Raw genomic sequence first — 18,176 nt, forward strand, 5'->3', positions numbered from 1 at the left:
CTCGAACGCCTCGAACCCCTCGAAGGCCTCGCCGATCCGATCGACGGCAGGGTCCGAAAGACACGCCTAGCCGGCGCTGATGGCCGCCAGGTGCGTGGTGCCGTCGTGCAGGGCGGTGATGCGGACCTGCCCCGCGGGGAAGGGGTCCTTCCCGTTCGGGCCGGGTATCCGGGCGAACGGCGTCCACGAGCCGTCCGGCTTCCTGACGTTGTGCCAGAGCCGTCCGTCGAGCCCGACCGCCACGACCTGGGCGGAGCCGTCGGGCGTCCCCGTGATGCCGATGGCGCTGGCCCCCATGGTGGCGGTGGTGACGCCCCGCGGGGGCCGGAAGCCGGTCCAGGAACCGTCCGGCCGCCGCAGCTGGTGGTACACCAGCCCGTCGAGCCCGATCGCGAGGACCTGGGAGGAACCGTCGGGCATCCCGGTGATCGCCAGGGCAGGACCCGAGAACGTCGGGGCCCCGTTGTAGCCGGCCAGGCGTCCCCAGGGCGTCCACGCACCGTCCCGCCCGCGAGCACAGTGGTACATGGCACCGTCCGTGCCGTAACTGAGCAGTTGGGCGGACCCGTCGGGCATGGCGGTGATCGACACCTTCGTCGCACCCCAGCGGCTCTTCGAGGTGAAGCCGGACAGGGGTCGGAACCCCTGCAGCCCGCCGTCCGCGCGGCGCTGCTGGTGGAAGGCGGTGCCGTCCATGGCCGTCACCACGATCTGGCAGGTGCCGTCGGGAAAGGCCGCGACGTCCGCCTCCCGGACGGTGAAGCCGGCCGAGCCGTCCGGTCCCGCGACCCGCTGCCAGGGCTGGAGCGTGACCGCACCCCGTACGGTGGTCAGCCACAGGCCGTTGTCGGGCGCGATGCCCAGCACCACGACGGAGCCGTCCGGCATGCCCGCCACGGCGCTCTGGATCCCCGTGAACGAAGCGGCGCCGGCGGTGGCGCCCGGCAGCGCGGCGCATGCTGCTCCACGACCCGTCGCGGCGGCGCTCGGTGTGGAAGAGCGCGCGCCGTTCGACGTCGTACGGGGGCAGTTGCGCGGAGTAGAACCACACCGGGTTGGTGAGGGCCACCAGTTGGTCCAGCGTGGTGGAGGCGGGCTTGGGCCGGCGCACCTCGGCCCGGGCGAACAGGGAGGCCTTGCCCCAGCCGCGCCAGCGCAGCTGCCCGCTGCCGCTGCCGTCGATGCAGGTGGCGGCCATGATGCCCCACTCGGTGTACAGGGTGGCGATGCTGTCCGGGGCGCCCGTCACGTTCAGGGTCACGTCGACGGCGTCGAAGAACGACAGCGGCAGTTCCTCGCCGGGCCCCGCGACCGCTCCGCCGGCGCGCGCGGTGAAGTCCACGGTCACGGCCGCGGATTCGACGGCGTACGACCGGCCCAGACGCAGTGCGTCCAGCACGGCGGGCGTCGACAGGCCGGAGGCGTACACCACGTTGTGCGGCCGGCCGACGGCGTCCCCGTGGCTGTGGGCGTCGCTGTTGCCGACGGCGGCGACCCGCTTGCCGAGGCAGAGCATGACGTGCCAGGCGGCGATGTTGGCGGCGTCGTCCAGGGTCCACGGTCCGTTCCACACCTCCAGCGCGTCCACGCGGTCGAGGCCGAACTCCCAGAAGGATCCCGGTGCCGGCGTGAGCGGATGGGCGGCGATCGTCAGTCCGCCCAGACTGTGCACGCGCCGGGCGTGGCCCTCGAAGGCCCCCTGGTTCGCGGGGCCGTAGCGCCAGTCGACCCATTCGCCCTGCGGCAGGCCGACGGCCAGCCAGTGGCCGTGGCGGGTGGTGACCTCCTCGGCGTTGATGACCAGCAGGTCGGTCGGGACGTTGCCGCGCCACGTCACGCCGGTGGAGCTGGTGTTGTGGTCGGACGTGGCGATGAAGTGCAGCCCCTCCTGGCGGGCGGCCGCCACGATCTCGTCCACCGTGCGCTTCCCGTCGGAGTGCACGCTGTGCAGGTGCAGGTCGCCCCGGTACCAGCCGGGCCCCCGCCCCGCCACCGAGGTCGGCAGGACGTCGTACGGGGCCTGGGGCAGCGGGTCTCCGTGGTGCAGGGTGACGTCGACCTGCCAGGCCATTCCGGCGGCGCTGCCGACCATCGGCCCGAGGATGACGGACCACTTTCCGGGCTCGACGGGCCCGGGCACGTAGCCGGGGGTGGCTTCCGCCGCGGAGAGGGCGAACCCGGACCGTTCGCCGCCCGACCAGCCGCGGAAGCCGGACGGGCCGAAGATGCCGAGATCCAGGATGCCGGCGGAGGCGTCGTGGGAGGTGGAGACGGAGATCCGTTGCACTCCGGCGGGGACGTCGAAGGCGACGTACGCCCACTGGTCGTTGCCGTAGGGGGAGTGGCCGCGGTAGGTGGTGGTCACCGCGTCGGTCCCCTGGCCCCGCGTCGTGGCGTGCGCGATCGGTGCGGGAACCAGCGCGGCGGCTCCGCCCGCGGCCAGCAGGGCCCCTAATCGGAGCAGGGACCTGCGCTCGACATGCGGGTTGGGGTCGGGCGCGTCCTTGGGGAGGTGTTCACTCGGCACAGCCGTGCTCTCCGTTCACGTGAGGTGGCAGGGAAGGCGTGCGGGGTGCGGGTGCGAAGGCGCGTGGGTGCGGAGGCGTGCGGGCGCGGGCGGATCCGTACGAGGGTGGGGGAGTCGGGGCGAGCGGTGCTCCTGCCCGGCGGTCGCCCGGCGGTGGCCCGGCGGCGGGAGCACCGGCGCTCGCCCCGCCTAACGGCTCGATCGCTGGGCGTCGACGATCTGCCGCACGGAGCCGTCGACGTCCGCCCGGGCCTGGACCCGCTCGGCGAACCCGGGGAACTGCCCGGCGATCGCGCTCAGCAGCCGCAGCTCCAGTGGCGCGACATTGACCTCGCACCTGTCGCGGCGGACGGCTCGTACGACGCCGGCGGCGACCTGGTCGGGCGTGACGGTCCTGATGCCGTTCGGCGTGGCGGCACCGGTAGCGGCGAACATCCCCGCGTCGCGGACGAAGCCGGGCTGGACCAGGGACACTCCCACCCCCTTGCCCCTGAGCTCCTGGCGCAGGGCGAGGGCGAATCCGCGCAGCCCGAACTTCGTCGCGTTGTACAGGGAGGTCGACTTGGTCGCCGCCTTGCCGGAAATGGAGCCGACCAGCACGATGTGGCCGTGCGGCCGCGGGCCGCCATGTGCGCCGCGAGCAGCCGGGTGAGCAGGATGGGCGCGCGAAGGTTGACGTCGAGGGCGCGGTCGAGCTGCTCCTCGGTGTAGTCCAGAAGGTCGCCGCTGGCGGGCAGCGCGGCGTTCGCGACGAGGACGTCCGCCTCGGCGCAGGTCTCGGCGAGGCGGACGACATCGGCGCGGACGGCCAGATCGGCGACCACGGTGCGGGCGCCGCAGGCGTCCGCGGTGGCCTTGAGGGCCTCCTCCCGCCGTCCGGTGACGGTGAGGCGGGCCCCCTGCAAGGTCAGGTGCGCGGCAAGTGCGGAGCCGATGCCTCCGGTTGCCCCGGTGAGGAGAACGTTCGATCCAGATATGTCCATGACAACTCCCGGTGCGGCCTTCGGCTGTTCGTTCGAACGAACAGTAGGGATGACTCCGCCCCTTGTCCACACCGCGTCCGCCGCCAACGCCCCAGCCCTGCCAGGGCAGTCGTACCCGCCGATGGGGCAGAATGACGCCATGCCCCATGCTTCCGACACCCGCCAGAGCATCATCGACGCCGTACTGCGGATCATCGGGCAGGACGGCATCGCCGCCGTCACCAACCGGCGGATCGCGAAGGAGGCCGGAGTCTCCCTCGGTTCCGTCACCTACCACTTCGCCACCCAGCACGAGCTGCTGCGCGAGAGCCTGCTGCACTTCGTGGCCGAGGAGACCCGGCACTTCACACAGCTCGCCGACGCATGCTCCGACGAGCGCTTCGACATCGGACAGGCGGCCGAGGTGGTGGCGCAGGTCGCGGGCGGCAACGGCTTCGACAGCCGCCACATCGCGCCCTTCGAGCTGTACGTCCAAGCCGGCCGCGACGAACGGCTGCGTGCCGCCGCAGCCGAGTGCTTCGCCGCCTACGACCTGCTGGCCACCCGGATCCTGACCCAACTCGGCGTGCCGGACCCCGAACGCCTGGCCGCCGCGGCCGTCGCCCTCGTCTTCGGACAGCAACTGCGCCGCCTGGCCACCGGCGCCCCCGCCGAGGACCTCGTCGACACCCTGCTGATCCTCACGAAACTCACCCCGGCGCAGACCCCGTAGACGCCGCCTGCTCGCCTGCTCGCCTGCTCGCCTGCTCGCCTGCTCGCCCGCTCGCCTGCTTGGCGGGACCAGAGGGCGCCGGACGGTCCCGGATCCCGCTGCGGCGCCGTGGTCGTCGTTGGCTCATCGGATCTCGCACCGCTTGATCAGGATCTACTGGCCCGCGGCCAGTGGCCCGCCGAGGGGCAGATCGTCCACGTGGTCCCGACCGCGGGTGACCCACCGTCATCGCCTCGTCGTACTGCTCAGGTCGGAGTGCCGACGGCCGGAAATCATCATCAGGGCGCACCAGTAGCGCGAGGGACGCAGCCATGATGGCCGTCATGGCACAAGAACTTGGAACCCTCGCCCAGCAGACCGCGGACCGGCTGGCCGAGCAGCGCGTCGGCGCCGTAGTGGCCGTCGTGGCGGAAGACGCCGTGGAGATCCGGGGTGCCGGCAGCACCGGCGCGGACCACGGCCGTGCCCCCGGCCCCGACACCCTGTTCGAGATCGGCTCGGTGACCAAGTCGTTCACCGCCCTGGCCCTGGCGCGCCTGGCATCCGCCGGCACGGTGGGCCTGGACGAGCCGCTCGGCGATCTGCTGCCCGACGGGACGGCCGTACCGTCACGGGACGGCCGTCAGATCACCCTGCAGCATCTGGCCACCCACACCTCCGGCCTGCCGCGACTGCCCCGAGGCATGCTCCTCCAGGCTCTGCTGCGCCCGTCGAAGCCGGATCCGTACGCCGACTGCACGGCCGACGTCCTGCTGTCGGGGCTGGCCAGGACGCGCCTGGGGACCACGCCGGGGAAACGGTTCCGCTACTCCAACCTCGGCGCCGGGCTGCTGGGGCTGGCCCTCGCCCGCCGGGCCGGCACGGAGTACGAAGCCCTCATCACCCGCGAGATCTGCGCCCCGTTGGGCATGACCGACACCGTCGTGACGGTGGACGGCACCCGCTCGGAACGCTCCGCGCAGGGTCACGGCCGCCGCGGGCGCCCCGCCGCACCGTGGCACCTCGCCGACCTGGTGGGAGCGGGCGGCCTGCGGTCGACCGCGACCGACCTGGTGGCCTTCGTACGGGCCCAGCTGGACGGCGGTCCCGCAGAGCTCGCCGAGGCGATCCGCCTGAGCCGTTCGGTCGAGCACCGTACGAGCCCCTTCGCCTGGGTGCACCTCGGCTGGATGGCTCACCGCCTCCACCCCCGGCAGGGCTCCCACCTCCAGGTCTGGCACAACGGAGGGACCGGGGGCTTCTCCTCCTTCGTCGGCTTCGACCCGAGAAGCGGCTTGCCGTCATCGCCCTCGGCAACACCCAGCGCCCGGTGGACGGCCCTGCCTTCGACCTCCTGCGCACCCTTCAGTCGGAGCATGCGGCCATGCCGCACTGACACGGCTCGGCGTCCGGCGGGGGCGGTGACCTCGTAGACTCGGTTCAAGATCCAAATGCACCGAGGCGGGGGACCCGATGAACACACGCGAGATCCGAACGGCGACGAGACTCATCGGCCGGCGCAACACCTTGCGGTACCTGGCGGTCGGGGTCGGCGCCACACCGCTGGCCGCCTGCACCGGCAAGGACAAACCGGCCGCCCCACCGTCCTCGTCGCCTGCCCCGTCCGGTTCCCCTTCCCCTTCGCTCTCGCACTCCCCGGCTGCCCCCACGTCCGCCACGTCCCCCACGTCCTCCGCGTCCGCTGCGAGCGGTGTCGTGGGGCGCGCCTTCGCGGAATTCGTGAAGGGCACTTGGGCGATCCGGTCGACCCTCCCCGGTGGCCAGGGCGGACGCAAGAGCGACGGCAGAGGCGGTCGCCGGCGCCGACGGCACCTGGAGCATCGTCTGGTCGGGTCCCGCCGGCACCTGGAACGGCCGGTGGAGCCACCAGCGAGGCCGCCTCGACATCCAGGTGCTCACCGGCCCCAAGGGGGAGGGCGAGGGCACCGACGTGTCCTTCGCCGAGCGCGTCCCCGACACCGTGGACGACCGGGTCGCGCTCTCCCTGCCCTGGTACCCGCTGGGCGCCAACGACATGTTCGGCAAGCTGGAAGCCGCCTACAACGGAAGCGAACTGCGCATCCGCCACATGGATCTCTCCGGATCCATGTCGATCCACGTGTGCACGCGCACCTGACGGCCCTTGCCCTGCCGCGGGCCCCCGGACCGGCGGACCGGCGGACCGGCGGACCGGCGGACCGGCGGACCGGCACCCCATACTCCCCGTACCGGGTACCCGGTACCCGGATCCCTTCTCCACTCGATGCGACTTCGGTCCTCGCGGGCACCAGCCGGTCCCGGCCCGGGTACTGCTCCCGGTCCCGGTGAAGGTCGTTGCTCATTGCTCCCCTTCGTGAGGGTTGCGGCGGCCGGGTGTTCCCCGCGCCGGTCGCATGGCTCCGGAGGGCTGAGGTCGCCGGGAATCTGGTCTGCGGGGATTTGGCCGAGTGGGTCCCTTTCCCCGGAGTCCCTGGAACACCCCTCCACCAAACCCGCTGTTCGGATGCGCATGCCGGAAGGTAAAGTCCCCTCCGGCGGAGGATCGACCCCACGGGCCCGACCGTAGCCGCCCTCTCCCACGCCACCTTCACCTCCTCACGGAGCAGCCCCGGCATGTCGCCGGGGTCCTGGAAAGGCCCTTCGTCTGTGACCACTCGTACCCGGCTGAGCGCGCTGGCCACGACAGCCCTCCTCACCACGGTCGGCAGCGTCCTCGTCGCCACCCCGGCGACCGCCGCCACCCGCCCGTCACGCTCTCCGCGGACGACGTCACCGACAGCCCGGATACCGCCGGCAACACCCCGGTTCCGTCGCACCCTCCACGATCTCCGCCACACCGCGTGGCGCCCGCCCGCCCGCCGGGCGCCTGTTCGACCGGTGGGTGGAGGCGGTCCCGGCGACGCCCGCCGGCCTGTCCGCCACGTACGACGCGATGACGGGCCAGGCCACCCTGCGCTGGACCGCGAGCAAGGAAACGGACCTCGCGGGCTACCGCGTGTACCGTCGGCTCGCCACCACGAGCTGGTCCAAGGCCAGCGGCTCCGCCCTGCTCACCGCCCCCTCCTTCACCGACGCGCTGCCGGCCACCGGCCAGACCTTCTTCTACGAGGTCCGCACCGTCGACAAGGGCGGCCGCGAGTCCCGCGGCAGCCTCGACGTGTCGGCGACCTCCCTGGACCGGACCGGCCCGGCAGCCCCGGCCGGCCTGACGGCCACAGGCGACAGGTTCACCACCTTGCTGCGCTGGCAGCCCGTGGCCGATGCCGCCCGGTACGAGGTGTACGGGGCCGCGCAGTCGGCCGGCCCGTACACGCTGCTCGGCACGACCACCCAGCCGTCGTACGACGACCACCTCACGCCCGCCAACGCCCCCCGCCACTACCGCGTCCGAGCCCTCGACGCGAAGGGCAACCCGTCGGCGTTCTCCGCGACCGTGATCGGCGACGGCGTCGACCGGACGCCCCCGCAGGCCCCGACGGACCTGACCACCTACGTCCAGGCGTCCGAGACCCGGGTCTCCTGGAAGATGCCGGACTCCTTCGACAACGACCGGGTGAACGGCGGCCACTTCCGCCTGTACCGCTCTCCGGGCACCACCCTCGACCCCGCCACGCTAACCCGCGTATCCTGCGTGAACACCGATTCCGCGTACGACCGCATGCGCGCCGACCAGGGCATGACCCCCGGCGCCCACTACACGTACGCCGTCACCGCGGTGGACGCGGCCGGAAGCGAGTCGGCGCTGTCCGCCCCCGTCACCGTCCGCAGCGGCGACCGCGTGGCCCCCGGCCCGGTCACCGGCCTGCGCGCCACACCACGCAACGACGGCATGCTGCTGAGCTGGGACGCTCCGGCAGAGGACGACATCGCCTCGTACTTCGCCTGGCGCGGAGTACGTCAGCCCGACGGCACGGTCCGCTGGCTCGAAAGCTGTTCGGAAGGCACGTCCGACCCGCAGGCGATGCTCTGCCCGTCCATCCCCGACGGCGAGACCTACGTCTACGCCGTGATAGCCAAGGACCGCTGGGACAACCGGCTGCGGCTCGACGATCCGACGGTCGCCACGGTCACGGCCACCGAGCTGGACCTCGTCCGTCCGTGACCGTCGTCACCACCGGGCTCCTCAACGGCGGGTCCTACGCCACGATGATCACCGGACCGAGCAGGCTCGTCGTTTCGTGGGGATGCCACGACACCTCGCTGTGCGACCCGATCGTCGGCTATCGGGTCAGCAGGTGGAACCCGTCCACCGAGGCGTACGAACCGCTGCACGCCGGGCTGTTGCCGACCGAGACCAGGAACTACACGGACGACACGGCAGCGCAGGGGAACACGTACTTCTACACGTTCGAGGCGCTGCGGGCGGCAGCGGCAGCACGGCCATGTCCCACGCATGGGCGACGACCATCGCGGATCTCGTCTGACCCGGCCCGGAACGAGCGGCGGATACGAGCGGCCTGCTCGGCAGGGTCTTCCGCCTGGGCGTTCTCCGTGCGCCGGGCCGTTCGCGGCGGCGGCCGGCGGTGCGTCTCAGCCGGTGGCGACCTGATCGTCGTCCTTGATGCTGGTCAGGAAGAACCCCGGACATCCTCGGCGAGTAGTTCCGGCACCTCCATCGCGGCGAAGTGCCCGCCGCGGTCGAACTCGGACCAGTGCCTGATGTCGTACAACCGCTCGGCCAGCGGTCTCACCGACTGGGTGATGTCGTGCGCGAACACCGCCACGCCCACCGGCACCGGGCGCGGCTCGGTCCGCCGCGGCGTCTCGCGGTGCAGCCGCGCCGAGGATGCGGCGGTGGCGGTCAGCCAGTACAGCGAGACGTCGGTGAGCATCCGGTCGTCGCTGATCGTCGAGCGGGGGTCGGTCCACTGCGCGAAGCGCTCGGCGATCCAGGCCAGTTGGCCGACGGGAGAGTCGGTCAGCGCGTAGCCGATGGTCTGCGGGGTGGTGGCCTGCAGGGCCTGGTACGGCGGGCGGTTCGCCATCAGCTGCCTGACCTTGTCCAGCCGGGCTTCATCCGTTGCGGACAGTTCGACGTCGGCGTCCGGGTCCGGCCGCGTCGGCAGGTAGTTGAGGTGCACCCCGACCACCTGCTCGGGTGCCACCGCGCCGAGCGCCGTCGAGATGCCCGCGCCGAAGTCGCCGCCCTGCGCACCGTAGCGCTCGTACCCGAGACGGCGCATCAGCTCGGCCCAGGCCCGCGCGACGTGGACGCTGTCCCAGCCGCGCTGGTGGGTCGGCCCCGAGAAGCCGTAACCCGGGATGGACGGAATCACCAGGTGGAAGTCGCGCGACAGCGGCTCGATCACGTCCAGGAACTCCAGGAACGAACCGGGCCAGCCGTGGGTGAGGATCAGCGCGAGCGCGTCCGGCTTCGCCGACCGGACGTGGACGAAGTGGATTTTCTGGCCGTCGATTTCGGTGGTGAAGTGCGGCAGCCCGTTGAGCTCGGCCTCGTGCGCACGCCAGTCGTAGCCGGTGCGCCAGTACGCGGCCAGCTCCTTCAGCCGCGCCAGCGGGAAGCCGTAGTCCCACCCGGCGTCGGCGACCTCGTTGGGCCAACGGGTGCGGGAGAGACGGTCGGCCAGGTCGTCGAGGTCGGTCTGGGGGATGTCGATGCGGAACGGCTTGATCACGGTTCTTCCCTCCAGGAAGATTCATTCGCAGCCCAAACGTTCGTGCCACTAACGCGGCTAGATCGTTGGTAGCACTAACGCAAGGGGGGAGGGGGAGGCCGCCATAAACCCGACCCCGCCTCCCGCCTCCCGAACGCGCCCCCCACCGGCCCGGCTGCACGCCGGTGTCTGTGGCCGTCGCTGACCGCCTCGTCGGCGAGTGTCTGGCCGCCGAGGGCGCGCACAAGGGACACTTCGCCGCACTGGTCGCCCTCGCCGAGGCCGGCGCGGCCGGCCAGGCCGGACTCGGCCGCCGCACCGGCATCTACCGCAGTGACACGCGGTCGCCGTCCGCCACGAGCTCGCCGAATCCGAAGGCATCCGCCGCGACCCCGCCCCCGACGACCCGCCCCACGACGTCAAGGTGCTGATTCACGAAGTGAGGAGGGCCGGCGTGCGCAATGGACCGCGGAGAGAGCAAGCCCTCGTCTTCCTGCGTGCCGAGCACGACAGTTCGACATCAACGATGACGACGGCGAGCACGACCATGACGTGCAGGTCCACTGCGAACTCCGCGATCTGGCTCCACGGGAGAGCCCGGGACGGGAGCTCGGCCCCGCAGCTGAGGTTGGAGAGGAGTCCGGGGCCGTCACGGACGTGACACCCGCAGGGTGCCCCCGGAGGGCGCCGCCCATCCACTCGGCGAACGCTCGGCCCAGGTCCGGTCGCCGGCTGATTGTGTATCGACCGCCCGGCCCCCGATCGGAACCCGGCGCGCCGGGTCAGGAGCTGCGGTCGTCCTCGATGCTCACGTCGGCGGGCCAGGTTGCGTGGGTGATGAAGTGCGCGACGGCACGGCACGCAAGGTCGAAGGTGACGGTGTCACGGTCGGCGTATGTGTCGATCTGCCCGTTGGACAGTGGATAGCGCCCAGAGCTGCTGTCGGCGTGCGGATCGACGAGGTGCTCCCAGGGGCTGCCATCGGTATCCGTCAGGACCACCATCGCGCGTTCGCCGTTCGTGACCACGGCCAGCTGCCTGCCCCTCGCCACGAAAATGTCCTCCGACCAGGAGCCCGGCCACGCGGAGCCCGGCGAGCAGGCGCAGGTCGGACTCGTATGTGATGAGTCACAAGTCTCACACCCGAAATCGAACCGCGGCTCCACCGCCGTTGTGCTTCCCCCCGGTTGCTCGGCCCAGCGGCAGCGCCCGGCCCCCGATGAGGGAGCTCCTAGCTGTTGCCCGACCTGAACAGGAAGTCCTCGACCGCGCGGAGATCGGTGTTCCAGTACGTGACCCGGGGCGTGGGGCCGACGGTGAGGGACTCGACCTCGTCCGACAGCCTGATGTCGAGCGGTGCCACATCCGTGTTGCTGTTGGGGGCGCGGTCCTGGTAGCCGAGGGAGAACGATGTGACGTTCGTCGTCTTCTGGCCGGCCCGAAGACGAACAGGCCCGCATACGCCTTCTCCTTCGGCCCGATCGTGGCGATGGCCCGCGGCTCGGACTCCATCGGACTGACCGGAGCTCCGATGTCGGTGCCGAAGCGGACGTACGGGTAGTGGTAGAGGGTGCAGGCCCTGTCGGTGAAGTTGGTGGCCGTGATGAGGAGGTGCTGGCCCGAATCCTGTCGCCACCCCGACGTGTCGATCGAGAGGTCGTTGTCATTGCAGGCCGCGATGGTGGTGTCACCGCCGCCGGGGCCGGCCGAGCCGCCACCCGGGCTCTGCGAGGGGCCGGTCGTACCGCCGCCACCGGGCTGGGCGGTGCCGGCCGTGCTCGGCGTACCGGAGGGCGTGGGGACGCCGGTCGCACTCGGGCTGCCGGAGGCGGTGGGGCTCTTGCCGTCGTCCGCGCCGCCGGACTGGCAGGCCGTGGACGAGAGGAGCGCGGCGATGGCCGGGACCCCAAGGGCGTAGGTCTTCCAGCTCTTGCGGGCAGTGCGCATGGTAGCCCCCGTGTGCCTTCACCTGGCTCGAAACGTGTGGTCGACCATTCGGTTGTGCCCGGCGGAATCGCTGGAATCCCCTTCCCGTGGGACCGTTACGGACCCAGGACGTGAAGTCACCATTCCGTCCAAGTGGTCGTGGTCCCTCCACTGCCCGCCGGATCGTCCACCAGGTGATCCCGCCCTGCCCCCCTCGACCCCGACCCCATGGATCACCTGGCCCCGACGGGACCGCCGACCGCTACGCGCCTCCAAGGGGCCGCCATGGCCGACTCGGGGGACGCCTTCGCTCACGAGGTGCCGCGGCCCCCGGCGCACAACGCGTTGTCGATCAGGGTGCCGGCCGCGCCCTCCTGGGCCAGTATGTGCTCCGGGGTGTCGCCGCGTGCCTCGGACATGGAGACGACGGCGCTTCGCTTGCCGTCGTCGGTGACGCCGTTGTGGGTGATGTAGCCGCCGTCGCCGCCCTCGTGGCTCCAGTAGGTTCCCCCGCAGGTCAGGGGGCGTTCAACCAGGCCGAGCCCGTATCGGCCGCCGGGCCACAGCTGTTGGACCTCCGCGCTCACGGGGACGGTCTGCTTCATCTTGGCCAGTTGACCCTTCGGCAGCAGGCGGCCCCCGAGCAGGGCGCGGAAGAAGTCGTTCTCGTCCGGTGTGGTCGTGACCCACGAAAGGTTCTGGTGGTCCACCGGTATCTGTTCGGTGACGTCCACCACGGAACCGGGGCCGAAGAGCTGGTACGCCCGGGCGTGCGGACGGGGCAGGGTGGGCGAGGTGCCCATCCACCGGGTCTGGTCGAGGCCGAGCGGGCGCAGGATGCGGTCTTCGATCTCCCGGTGGGCTGGTTGACCGGTGGCCATCCGGATGATCATGTCCAGCAGGACGTAGCCGGTGTTGGAGTACTCCCAGCCCTCACCGGGCGGGAAGTTCGGCGCGTGGGCCATGGCTCGGGCAACCAGCTGCTCGGGGCTGTGGACGTCGTGGCGCTGCTGCCGGTATTCCTCCGGTGTGGTGTATCCGGGCAGGTCGTCGTGGATGCCGCTGGTGTGCTGGAGCAGTTGGCGGAGGGTGATCCGGCTGCCGTCGTTGCCGTTCCCCCGCACCACTCCTGGCAGTCGGCGGTCGACGGTGTCGTCCAGGGAGAGCCTGCCCTCCGCCTCCAGTTGGAGGACCACGGTGGCGACCATCGTCTTGGACGTGCTGGCCATGCGGAAGTACCCGTTGGACGAGACCGGGCGGCCGGTGCGCAGGTCGGCCGTGCCGCTCGTGGCGACCGACTGCCGACCGCCTGGTGCGACCGTGCGGGCCTGCACGCCGCTGACACCGAGGGCGTGGATCGCCTCGGTGTCCCGGCGTAACTGGTCTGCGGCGGAGGAACCCGGGGGTCGGGCCACGGCGCTCGCCGCCGTGGCGGCGAGCAGCAGGCGGTGGCCGTGGCCAGTACCACGGAGAGGCGCGAGCGTGAAGTCGAAGTCATGGCGGAACGCTAGGTCCGCCCGACGGGCGGAGACCATCCGATGCACCCCAGGATCGGAAGGGGGGATATCCCCCGGCACCCGTCGGGGAAGGGCCCACCCGCCTACGACCGGTGTTCCGACGACGACATGAGGTGACTCAGGCCGGATGCAGCACCGCCACGGCGATCTCACGCACACGGTCCTGCGTGATCCCGGTGCGCTGTTCGACGGCGAGCGGGTGCTCGTTGGGCTCCAGCTCGATGGAAGGGCGCTTGCCCACCGGTCGCGTGTGGGCGTTGGTCTTGAGGTTGGTGGTGCTCTCGGAGTAGAGCGCGAGCTCGGTGCTGAGCCAGCCGAAGTACGGCTTCTCGGCTTCACGGCCCTCCGTGTTCCACACCTCGAGAGCACGGGCGAAATTGTCCCTGCTCAGAGAGACCCAGACGCCCCACGAGAAGACGTCCTGGCTGCCGATCACCGGTATCTCGATCATCCCTCTGACGAAGAAGTGCTGGCCCTTGATCACACACTGGTCGGACGACAACATGCTGTCCGGATCACTTTCGAAGCTGGGGTCCCAGTCGTCAGGAGCCATGGCAGAGTAGGCCATGGGAAGGTCTGCGTGCTGTTCGCCGCAGGAGGAGCATGTGAAACCGAGATCGATAGACATGGCGCGAGCCTAGGGCCTGTCCGGCGGATCATGCCGGGCGGCCCACCGGCGCTGAATCGCTGTAGCGACCCGCCGGACAAGGAGCTAGGTGGAACAGGTTGGGCCCGTCGAAAAATACTTCGACATCGGTCGCGTGATCGGGGACGCTTCGCGCGATGACCAGAATCGACGACACGCCGCCCGCGTGGGACGAGCGCACCCAGCTCACCACGTTTCTCGACTACGCACGTGACACCGCCCGCGCCAAGTGCGATGGCGTCTCGGTGGAGAACGCCCGCAAGGCGCTCCTGCCGGGCTCACCGCTGATGACCATGAGCGGATTGATCAACCATCTCCGCTGGGTCGAGTACTACTGGTTCCAGGTGGTCTTCCTCGGCGAGGAAGACCAGGGCCCCTGGACCGATGAGGACCCCGACCGCGAGATGCGTATCGCCGTCGACTTCCCGCTCACGCAGTTGCTCGACGAATACGCCGAACAGAGCGCCCGTTACCGCGAACTGGTCGCCGGGAACAGCCTGGACACCCAGGCCAAGGGAGCCGTCCGCGACGGTCTCCATGTCGACCTGCGCTGGATCCTCCTCCACCTCACCGAGGAGACAGCCCGCCACAACGGCCACCTGGACATCCTGCGCGAGATGCTCGACGGCCAGACCGGCGACTAGATCCGGCAGAGATCACGGGCGAAGCCAGAGTCGGATCGAGGCGACGGTGACGGTGCTTTGGAAGACGTAGCCGCGCTTGTCGAACCTCGTCGCCACGGCCCGGAAGTTCTTCAACGCGTTGATCGTCCGCTCGACTTCGTTCCTGCGCTTGTAGATCGTCTTGTCGAAGCCTGCGGGCCGGCCGCCCTTGCTGCCCCTTCGTTGGCGGTTGGCCCGCTGGTTCTTCGGTTCGGGAATGGTGTGCTTGATCTGGCGTCGTCGCAGGTAGCGGCGGTTGCGGCGGGAGGAGTGCGCCTTGTCGCCGCCGAGATGGTCGGGCCGCGTGCGCGGGTGTCCGCCGCCGAGGCGGGCGACATGGATGCGGTCCATGACCGGGATGAGCTGCGGAGCGTCGCCCCACTGGCCCGGAGTGATCAGCAGGGCCAGGGGGCGGCGTCCACCCTCACCGGCGAGGTGGATCTTGCAGGTCAGACCGCCCCGGGAGCGTCCGAGTCCCTCGTCGGGGCGGTGCTGTCGGGGCGTGCGTCTTTTCCCGGCACTCGTGGCGGTTTCCTACGAGCCCCGGCGGCGTGCTGATGGGCCCGGCAGGAGGTCGAATCGACGCTTACCATCGACCAGTCGATCCGGCCTTCCGCGTCGGCGTCGGCCAGGACGGCCGCGAAGATCCTGTCCCAAGTGCCGTCCGCCGACCAGCGTCTGTGCCGTTCGTACACCGTCTTCCAAGGGCCGAAACGCGCAGCTAGATCCCGCCACGGCACCCCCGTGCGCAGTCGGTACAGGATCCCGTTGATGACCCTGCGGTGGCCGGCCCACCGGCCGCCGCGCTGCCCGGACTTCGGCAGATGCGGCTTCAGCCGGGCCCACTCCTCATGCGCTAAATCTCCCCGCCCCATGCTCATGCCAACGACCCGATGCCACGACGGTCACAAGATCCGCCGGACAGGCCCTAGTAGTGCTTTGTTAGCTGGTGTCGTGGGGCTGCCATGGGGTGGGTTGTCGGCAGGTGGGGCAGGTGCCGGTCCAGGTGGCGAGTAGGTGTTGGAGGAGGTCCAGGGCCTGGTAGAGGGTCAGGCCCTGGCAGGGGCTTTGGGGCTCCTCCGCTGTTCGGTCAGGAACAGGTGGGCGGCGGTGACGAGGGTGACGTGGCGGTGCCAGCCGGTGAACGAGCGGCCCTCGAAGTGGTCCAGGCCCAGGACGGTCTTCAGCTCGCGGTAGTCGTGCTCGATCCGCCACCGGGCCTTCGCCAGGCGGACCAGGTCCTTGGCAGGGATGTTCGCGGGCAGGTTCGAGATCCAGTACTTCACCGGCTCCGCCTCGTCCTCGGGCCACTGCGCGATCAGCCAGACGAGGGGATCGTCCCGTCGGCTGCCGGTTTCGGGCGGCGGCCGGCGAGGCGGACCCGAAGGTGCACGAAGTGCGAGCTCATCGCGGCCCTGGAGCCTTTGCGCCAGGTCAGCGTCCGGCCACGGCTCCGCCCGGCAGCCAGCACATGGTCGCGTAAGGAACGTGGCCGGGTGCGGTATCGAGGCAGAGGGCGGGGCCCGAGCCCGCTGCAGGCGGGCTGATGCGGCTCGGCCTCCTCACCATGGGCGGTCATCCCGCCCTTGACCTGCAGGACGTAGGCCAGACCCCGGTCCTGAAGGCCGTGACGGAAGTCGGCGTTCGCGCCGTAGCCGGCGTCGGCGACCAGCGCGGCGGGCCGCAGACCGATCGCGGACAGCTCGTCGAGCATGTCCAGCGCGAGCTGCCACTTGGGGCGGTGGTGTTCGGTGGCGGGGATCCGGCAGGCCTTGTGGCGGACGGCCGCCTCGGGCCCGTCCCAGCCAGCCGGCAGGAACAGCCGCCAGGACAGCGGACAGGAGGCCGTGTCGGAAGCGGCGTGGACGCTGACGCCGATCTGGCAGTTGCCGACCTTGCCCAGCGTGCCCGAGTACTGGCGGGCCACGCCCGGCGAGGCGGTTCCGTCCTTGGGGAAGCCGGTGTCGTCCACGACCCAGACCTCGGGCCGCACCGCGGCCACGGCCCGCCATGCGAGCCGGGCCTGGACGTCCTCGACCGGCCAGGTCGAGGACGTCATGAACTGCTGCAGCTGCTGGTGATCGATTCCGAGGCGTTCGGCCATCGGCTGCATCGACCTTGCGTCGGCCGTCCAGCAACAGGCCCCGCAGATACAACTGGCCCTTCTCCAGCCAGTCCCGCCGCACCAGCGGCGCGAACACCTCCGAAGCGAACTCCTCCAACCGGACCCGCACCGCCCCAAGCTCCCCAGCCCTCATACAACCAGCGAACTACCGAACACCCGACGTGACAAGACCGGGTAACAAAGCACTACTAGCGACCGCCTGAACAAGCGTCACCGGAGGCCACCACCCGACAGCCGCTGCCGACGCCCCCCCCGTGTCGACGGCGACGAGGCAGAGTCCCGCAGAACCGGGCCAGTTGAGCGAGAGGCAGCCTCGCGGGGGCGGCGCAACTGTCAGTGCTGACCCGTACGTTGCTCGACGCCGCCGAGGCCGACCCGCTCCAGGCCGCCCTGGATGCGGTGTTCGCAGCCGTGGTTGCCTACGGTGAGAACCCGTGTCGGGTGAAGGCGGAGCTCGTGGGCGTGTGGCACTCGCTGAGATGCCCTAGCCTGCCCCGATGACCGACCTCACCGCCGCGCTACCGGACTTCGCCCCCTACGCCCGCTCCGCCACCCTCCTCCGGCCGACGGCCGGCACGCCCGGTGTGCGGGAGAGTTCCATCGGGGGACCGCTGTTGTGGCCGGTCGAGGAGGCGTGGCCCGTGTGCCGCGAGCCGCGACTCGTCGAGGTGCGCGAGGCGCTGACCGACGAGGAGCGGGAGCTCTGGGCGGGGATCGACCGTCGGAGGCGGGAGCGCCGGAGACGGCGGGTGTCGGTGGTCGGCGCGGAGGATTCCGAGCTGATGGACCGCATCATGGACGGCGGGTCCCTTGACCTGGCGTCCTGGGAGCGTGTGCGGTGCGAGCCGGCCGGGGTCGGTGACGGGGTGCCCATGGTGCCCGTGGTGCAGGTGTTCGCGCGGGATGTGCCGGGGTGGGAGTGGCCCGGAGGCGCGGATGTGGTGCAGGTGTTGTGGTGTCCGCAGGATCACGCGGAGCCGGCAGGCCGGGCGGTTCTACTGGGGGCCGACGGTGACGGTGAGGTTCCGGTCGTCGTCGGACGTGGGGGCCGTGGCGGAGGCCCCTCGGTCGGCGGGGGCGCAGGGGATCTATGTGGCTCGGCCGTGTGTGCTGGATCCGGCGGAGGTGGTGGACCTGCCGGCGGGCGACGAGATACCGGAGGAGCTGTTCGAGCGGGGTGAGGCGTGGGCGCGGGCCCGGGGGACGGAGTACCACCGGACGCTGGCCTGCAGGCCCGGGTGGAAGGTCGGAGGGTGGCCGAGCTGGCACCTGACCAATCGGATGCGGGTGGACTGCGGTGTGTGCGGGGCGGGGATGCGGTTGTTCCTGACGGTGGACAGCGGCGGTGATCCGGGTCTGACCGTGGGGCGCTTCGGGGAGTTGCGGGTGTTCGTGTGTCCGGCGGACGGCGCGCATCCGGTGGGGTTGAACATCCAGTAGAGGAGACGTCCGGGAGGGGCCCTGAGGCTCGGGTCGGTCGGTCC

General features: G+C 71.0%; 15 protein-coding genes and 4 pseudogenes. 8 read left to right on the plus strand and 11 right to left on the minus strand.

The window, feature by feature from the left end:
- Nucleotides 1–66: 66 nt before the first annotated feature.
- The 3 genes and pseudogenes from OG534_RS37135 to OG534_RS37140 form a co-directional block, all read right to left on the minus strand.
- Complete coding sequence (locus tag OG534_RS37135) at nucleotides 67–897, minus strand: hypothetical protein (protein WP_326593373.1); 831 nt, start codon at nucleotides 895–897, stop codon at nucleotides 67–69.
- 157 nt (nucleotides 898–1,054) lie between these two features.
- Nucleotides 1,055–2,092: pseudogene (locus OG534_RS38885) on the minus strand (CehA/McbA family metallohydrolase); the annotation flags it as partial.
- Between the two features lie 624 nt (nucleotides 2,093–2,716).
- Nucleotides 2,717–3,510, minus strand: a pseudogene (locus tag OG534_RS37140) (SDR family NAD(P)-dependent oxidoreductase).
- 139 nt (nucleotides 3,511–3,649) lie between these two features.
- Between OG534_RS37140 and OG534_RS37145 the strand changes: the two are divergent.
- The 4 genes from OG534_RS37145 to OG534_RS37160 all read left to right on the plus strand — a co-directional run bounded on the left by OG534_RS37145 (nucleotide 3,650) and on the right by OG534_RS37160 (nucleotide 8,303).
- Nucleotides 3,650–4,222, plus strand: a complete 573-nt coding sequence (locus OG534_RS37145; RefSeq protein ID WP_326593375.1) for a TetR/AcrR family transcriptional regulator — start codon at nucleotides 3,650–3,652, stop codon at nucleotides 4,220–4,222.
- Between the two features lie 323 nt (nucleotides 4,223–4,545).
- Complete coding sequence (locus OG534_RS37150; RefSeq protein ID WP_326593376.1) at nucleotides 4,546–5,634, plus strand: serine hydrolase domain-containing protein; 1,089 nt, start codon at nucleotides 4,546–4,548, stop codon at nucleotides 5,632–5,634.
- 344 nt (nucleotides 5,635–5,978) lie between these two features.
- Nucleotides 5,979–6,338 carry a hypothetical protein gene (locus tag OG534_RS37155; RefSeq protein WP_326593378.1) on the plus strand — a complete coding sequence of 120 codons (360 nt, stop codon included), beginning with the start codon at nucleotides 5,979–5,981 and terminating at the stop codon, nucleotides 6,336–6,338.
- Between the two features lie 744 nt (nucleotides 6,339–7,082).
- The gene (locus OG534_RS37160; RefSeq protein ID WP_326593380.1) at nucleotides 7,083–8,303 is read left to right on the plus strand and encodes a fibronectin type III domain-containing protein; all 1,221 of its coding nucleotides are present in this window, start codon (nucleotides 7,083–7,085) and stop codon (nucleotides 8,301–8,303) included.
- A 466-nt stretch (nucleotides 8,304–8,769) separates the two neighbouring features.
- On the opposite strand, the gene OG534_RS37165 is transcribed toward OG534_RS37160, so the two are convergent.
- Nucleotides 8,770–9,837, minus strand: a complete 1,068-nt coding sequence (locus OG534_RS37165) for an epoxide hydrolase family protein (protein WP_326593381.1) — start codon at nucleotides 9,835–9,837, stop codon at nucleotides 8,770–8,772.
- 170 nt (nucleotides 9,838–10,007) lie between these two features.
- Here OG534_RS37165 and OG534_RS37170 point away from each other — a divergent pair, with 170 nt between their 5' ends.
- Nucleotides 10,008–10,247 carry a hypothetical protein gene (locus OG534_RS37170; RefSeq protein WP_326593382.1) on the plus strand — a complete coding sequence of 80 codons (240 nt, stop codon included), beginning with the start codon at nucleotides 10,008–10,010 and terminating at the stop codon, nucleotides 10,245–10,247.
- 351 nt (nucleotides 10,248–10,598) lie between these two features.
- On the opposite strand, the gene OG534_RS37175 is transcribed toward OG534_RS37170, so the two are convergent.
- The 3 genes and pseudogenes from OG534_RS37175 to OG534_RS38890 form a co-directional block, all read right to left on the minus strand.
- Entirely contained in the window at nucleotides 10,599–10,868 is a 270-nt protein-coding gene (locus OG534_RS37175) for a hypothetical protein (RefSeq protein ID WP_326586047.1), read from the minus strand.
- A gap of 179 nt (nucleotides 10,869–11,047) precedes the next feature.
- Nucleotides 11,048–11,179, minus strand: a complete 132-nt coding sequence (locus OG534_RS37180; protein ID WP_326593383.1) for a hypothetical protein — start codon at nucleotides 11,177–11,179, stop codon at nucleotides 11,048–11,050.
- Nucleotides 11,180–11,238: 59 nt separating this feature from the next.
- Nucleotides 11,239–11,496 (minus strand): annotated as a pseudogene (locus tag OG534_RS38890) (DUF4232 domain-containing protein); the annotation flags it as partial.
- On the opposite strand from OG534_RS38890, the gene OG534_RS37185 reads away from it, so the two are divergent.
- On the plus strand, nucleotides 11,459–11,734 hold the full coding sequence (locus OG534_RS37185) for a hypothetical protein (RefSeq protein ID WP_326593384.1): 276 nt from the start codon (nucleotides 11,459–11,461) through the stop codon (nucleotides 11,732–11,734). The pseudogene OG534_RS38890 and the gene OG534_RS37185 overlap by 38 nt on opposite strands.
- Before the next feature lie 319 nt (nucleotides 11,735–12,053).
- Here OG534_RS37185 and OG534_RS37190 read toward each other — a convergent pair whose 3' ends face one another.
- Both OG534_RS37190 and OG534_RS37195 read right to left on the minus strand, forming a co-directional pair.
- Complete coding sequence (locus tag OG534_RS37190) at nucleotides 12,054–13,277, minus strand: serine hydrolase domain-containing protein (RefSeq protein ID WP_326586045.1); 1,224 nt, start codon at nucleotides 13,275–13,277, stop codon at nucleotides 12,054–12,056.
- A 100-nt stretch (nucleotides 13,278–13,377) separates the two neighbouring features.
- A complete protein-coding gene (locus tag OG534_RS37195; protein WP_326586044.1) occupies nucleotides 13,378–13,887 on the minus strand; it encodes a DUF2199 domain-containing protein in 510 nt (169 codons plus the stop codon).
- Nucleotides 13,888–14,042: 155 nt separating this feature from the next.
- Here OG534_RS37195 and OG534_RS37200 point away from each other — a divergent pair, with 155 nt between their 5' ends.
- Complete coding sequence (locus OG534_RS37200) at nucleotides 14,043–14,549, plus strand: DinB family protein (RefSeq protein WP_326586043.1); 507 nt, start codon at nucleotides 14,043–14,045, stop codon at nucleotides 14,547–14,549.
- A gap of 12 nt (nucleotides 14,550–14,561) precedes the next feature.
- Here OG534_RS37200 and OG534_RS37205 read toward each other — a convergent pair.
- Nucleotides 14,562–15,442 (minus strand): IS5 family transposase gene (locus OG534_RS37205; RefSeq protein ID WP_326593400.1). Its coding sequence is split into 2 segments (ribosomal slippage): nucleotides 14,562–15,079 and nucleotides 15,079–15,442, totalling 882 coding nucleotides; the frame shifts between segments, so codons are not numbered across the junction.
- 174 nt (nucleotides 15,443–15,616) lie between these two features.
- Nucleotides 15,617–16,825 (minus strand): annotated as a pseudogene (locus OG534_RS37210) (IS701 family transposase).
- 959 nt (nucleotides 16,826–17,784) lie between these two features.
- Here OG534_RS37210 and OG534_RS37215 point away from each other — a divergent pair.
- Nucleotides 17,785–18,132: a hypothetical protein gene (locus OG534_RS37215; RefSeq protein WP_326593385.1), complete on the plus strand. Its 348-nt coding sequence runs from the start codon at nucleotides 17,785–17,787 to the stop codon at nucleotides 18,130–18,132.
- Nucleotides 18,133–18,176: the final 44 nt, after the last annotated feature.

The sequence above is a fragment of the Streptomyces sp. NBC_01294 genome (assembly GCF_035917235.1).
Lineage (GTDB): Bacteria > Actinomycetota > Actinomycetes > Streptomycetales > Streptomycetaceae > Streptomyces > Streptomyces caledonius.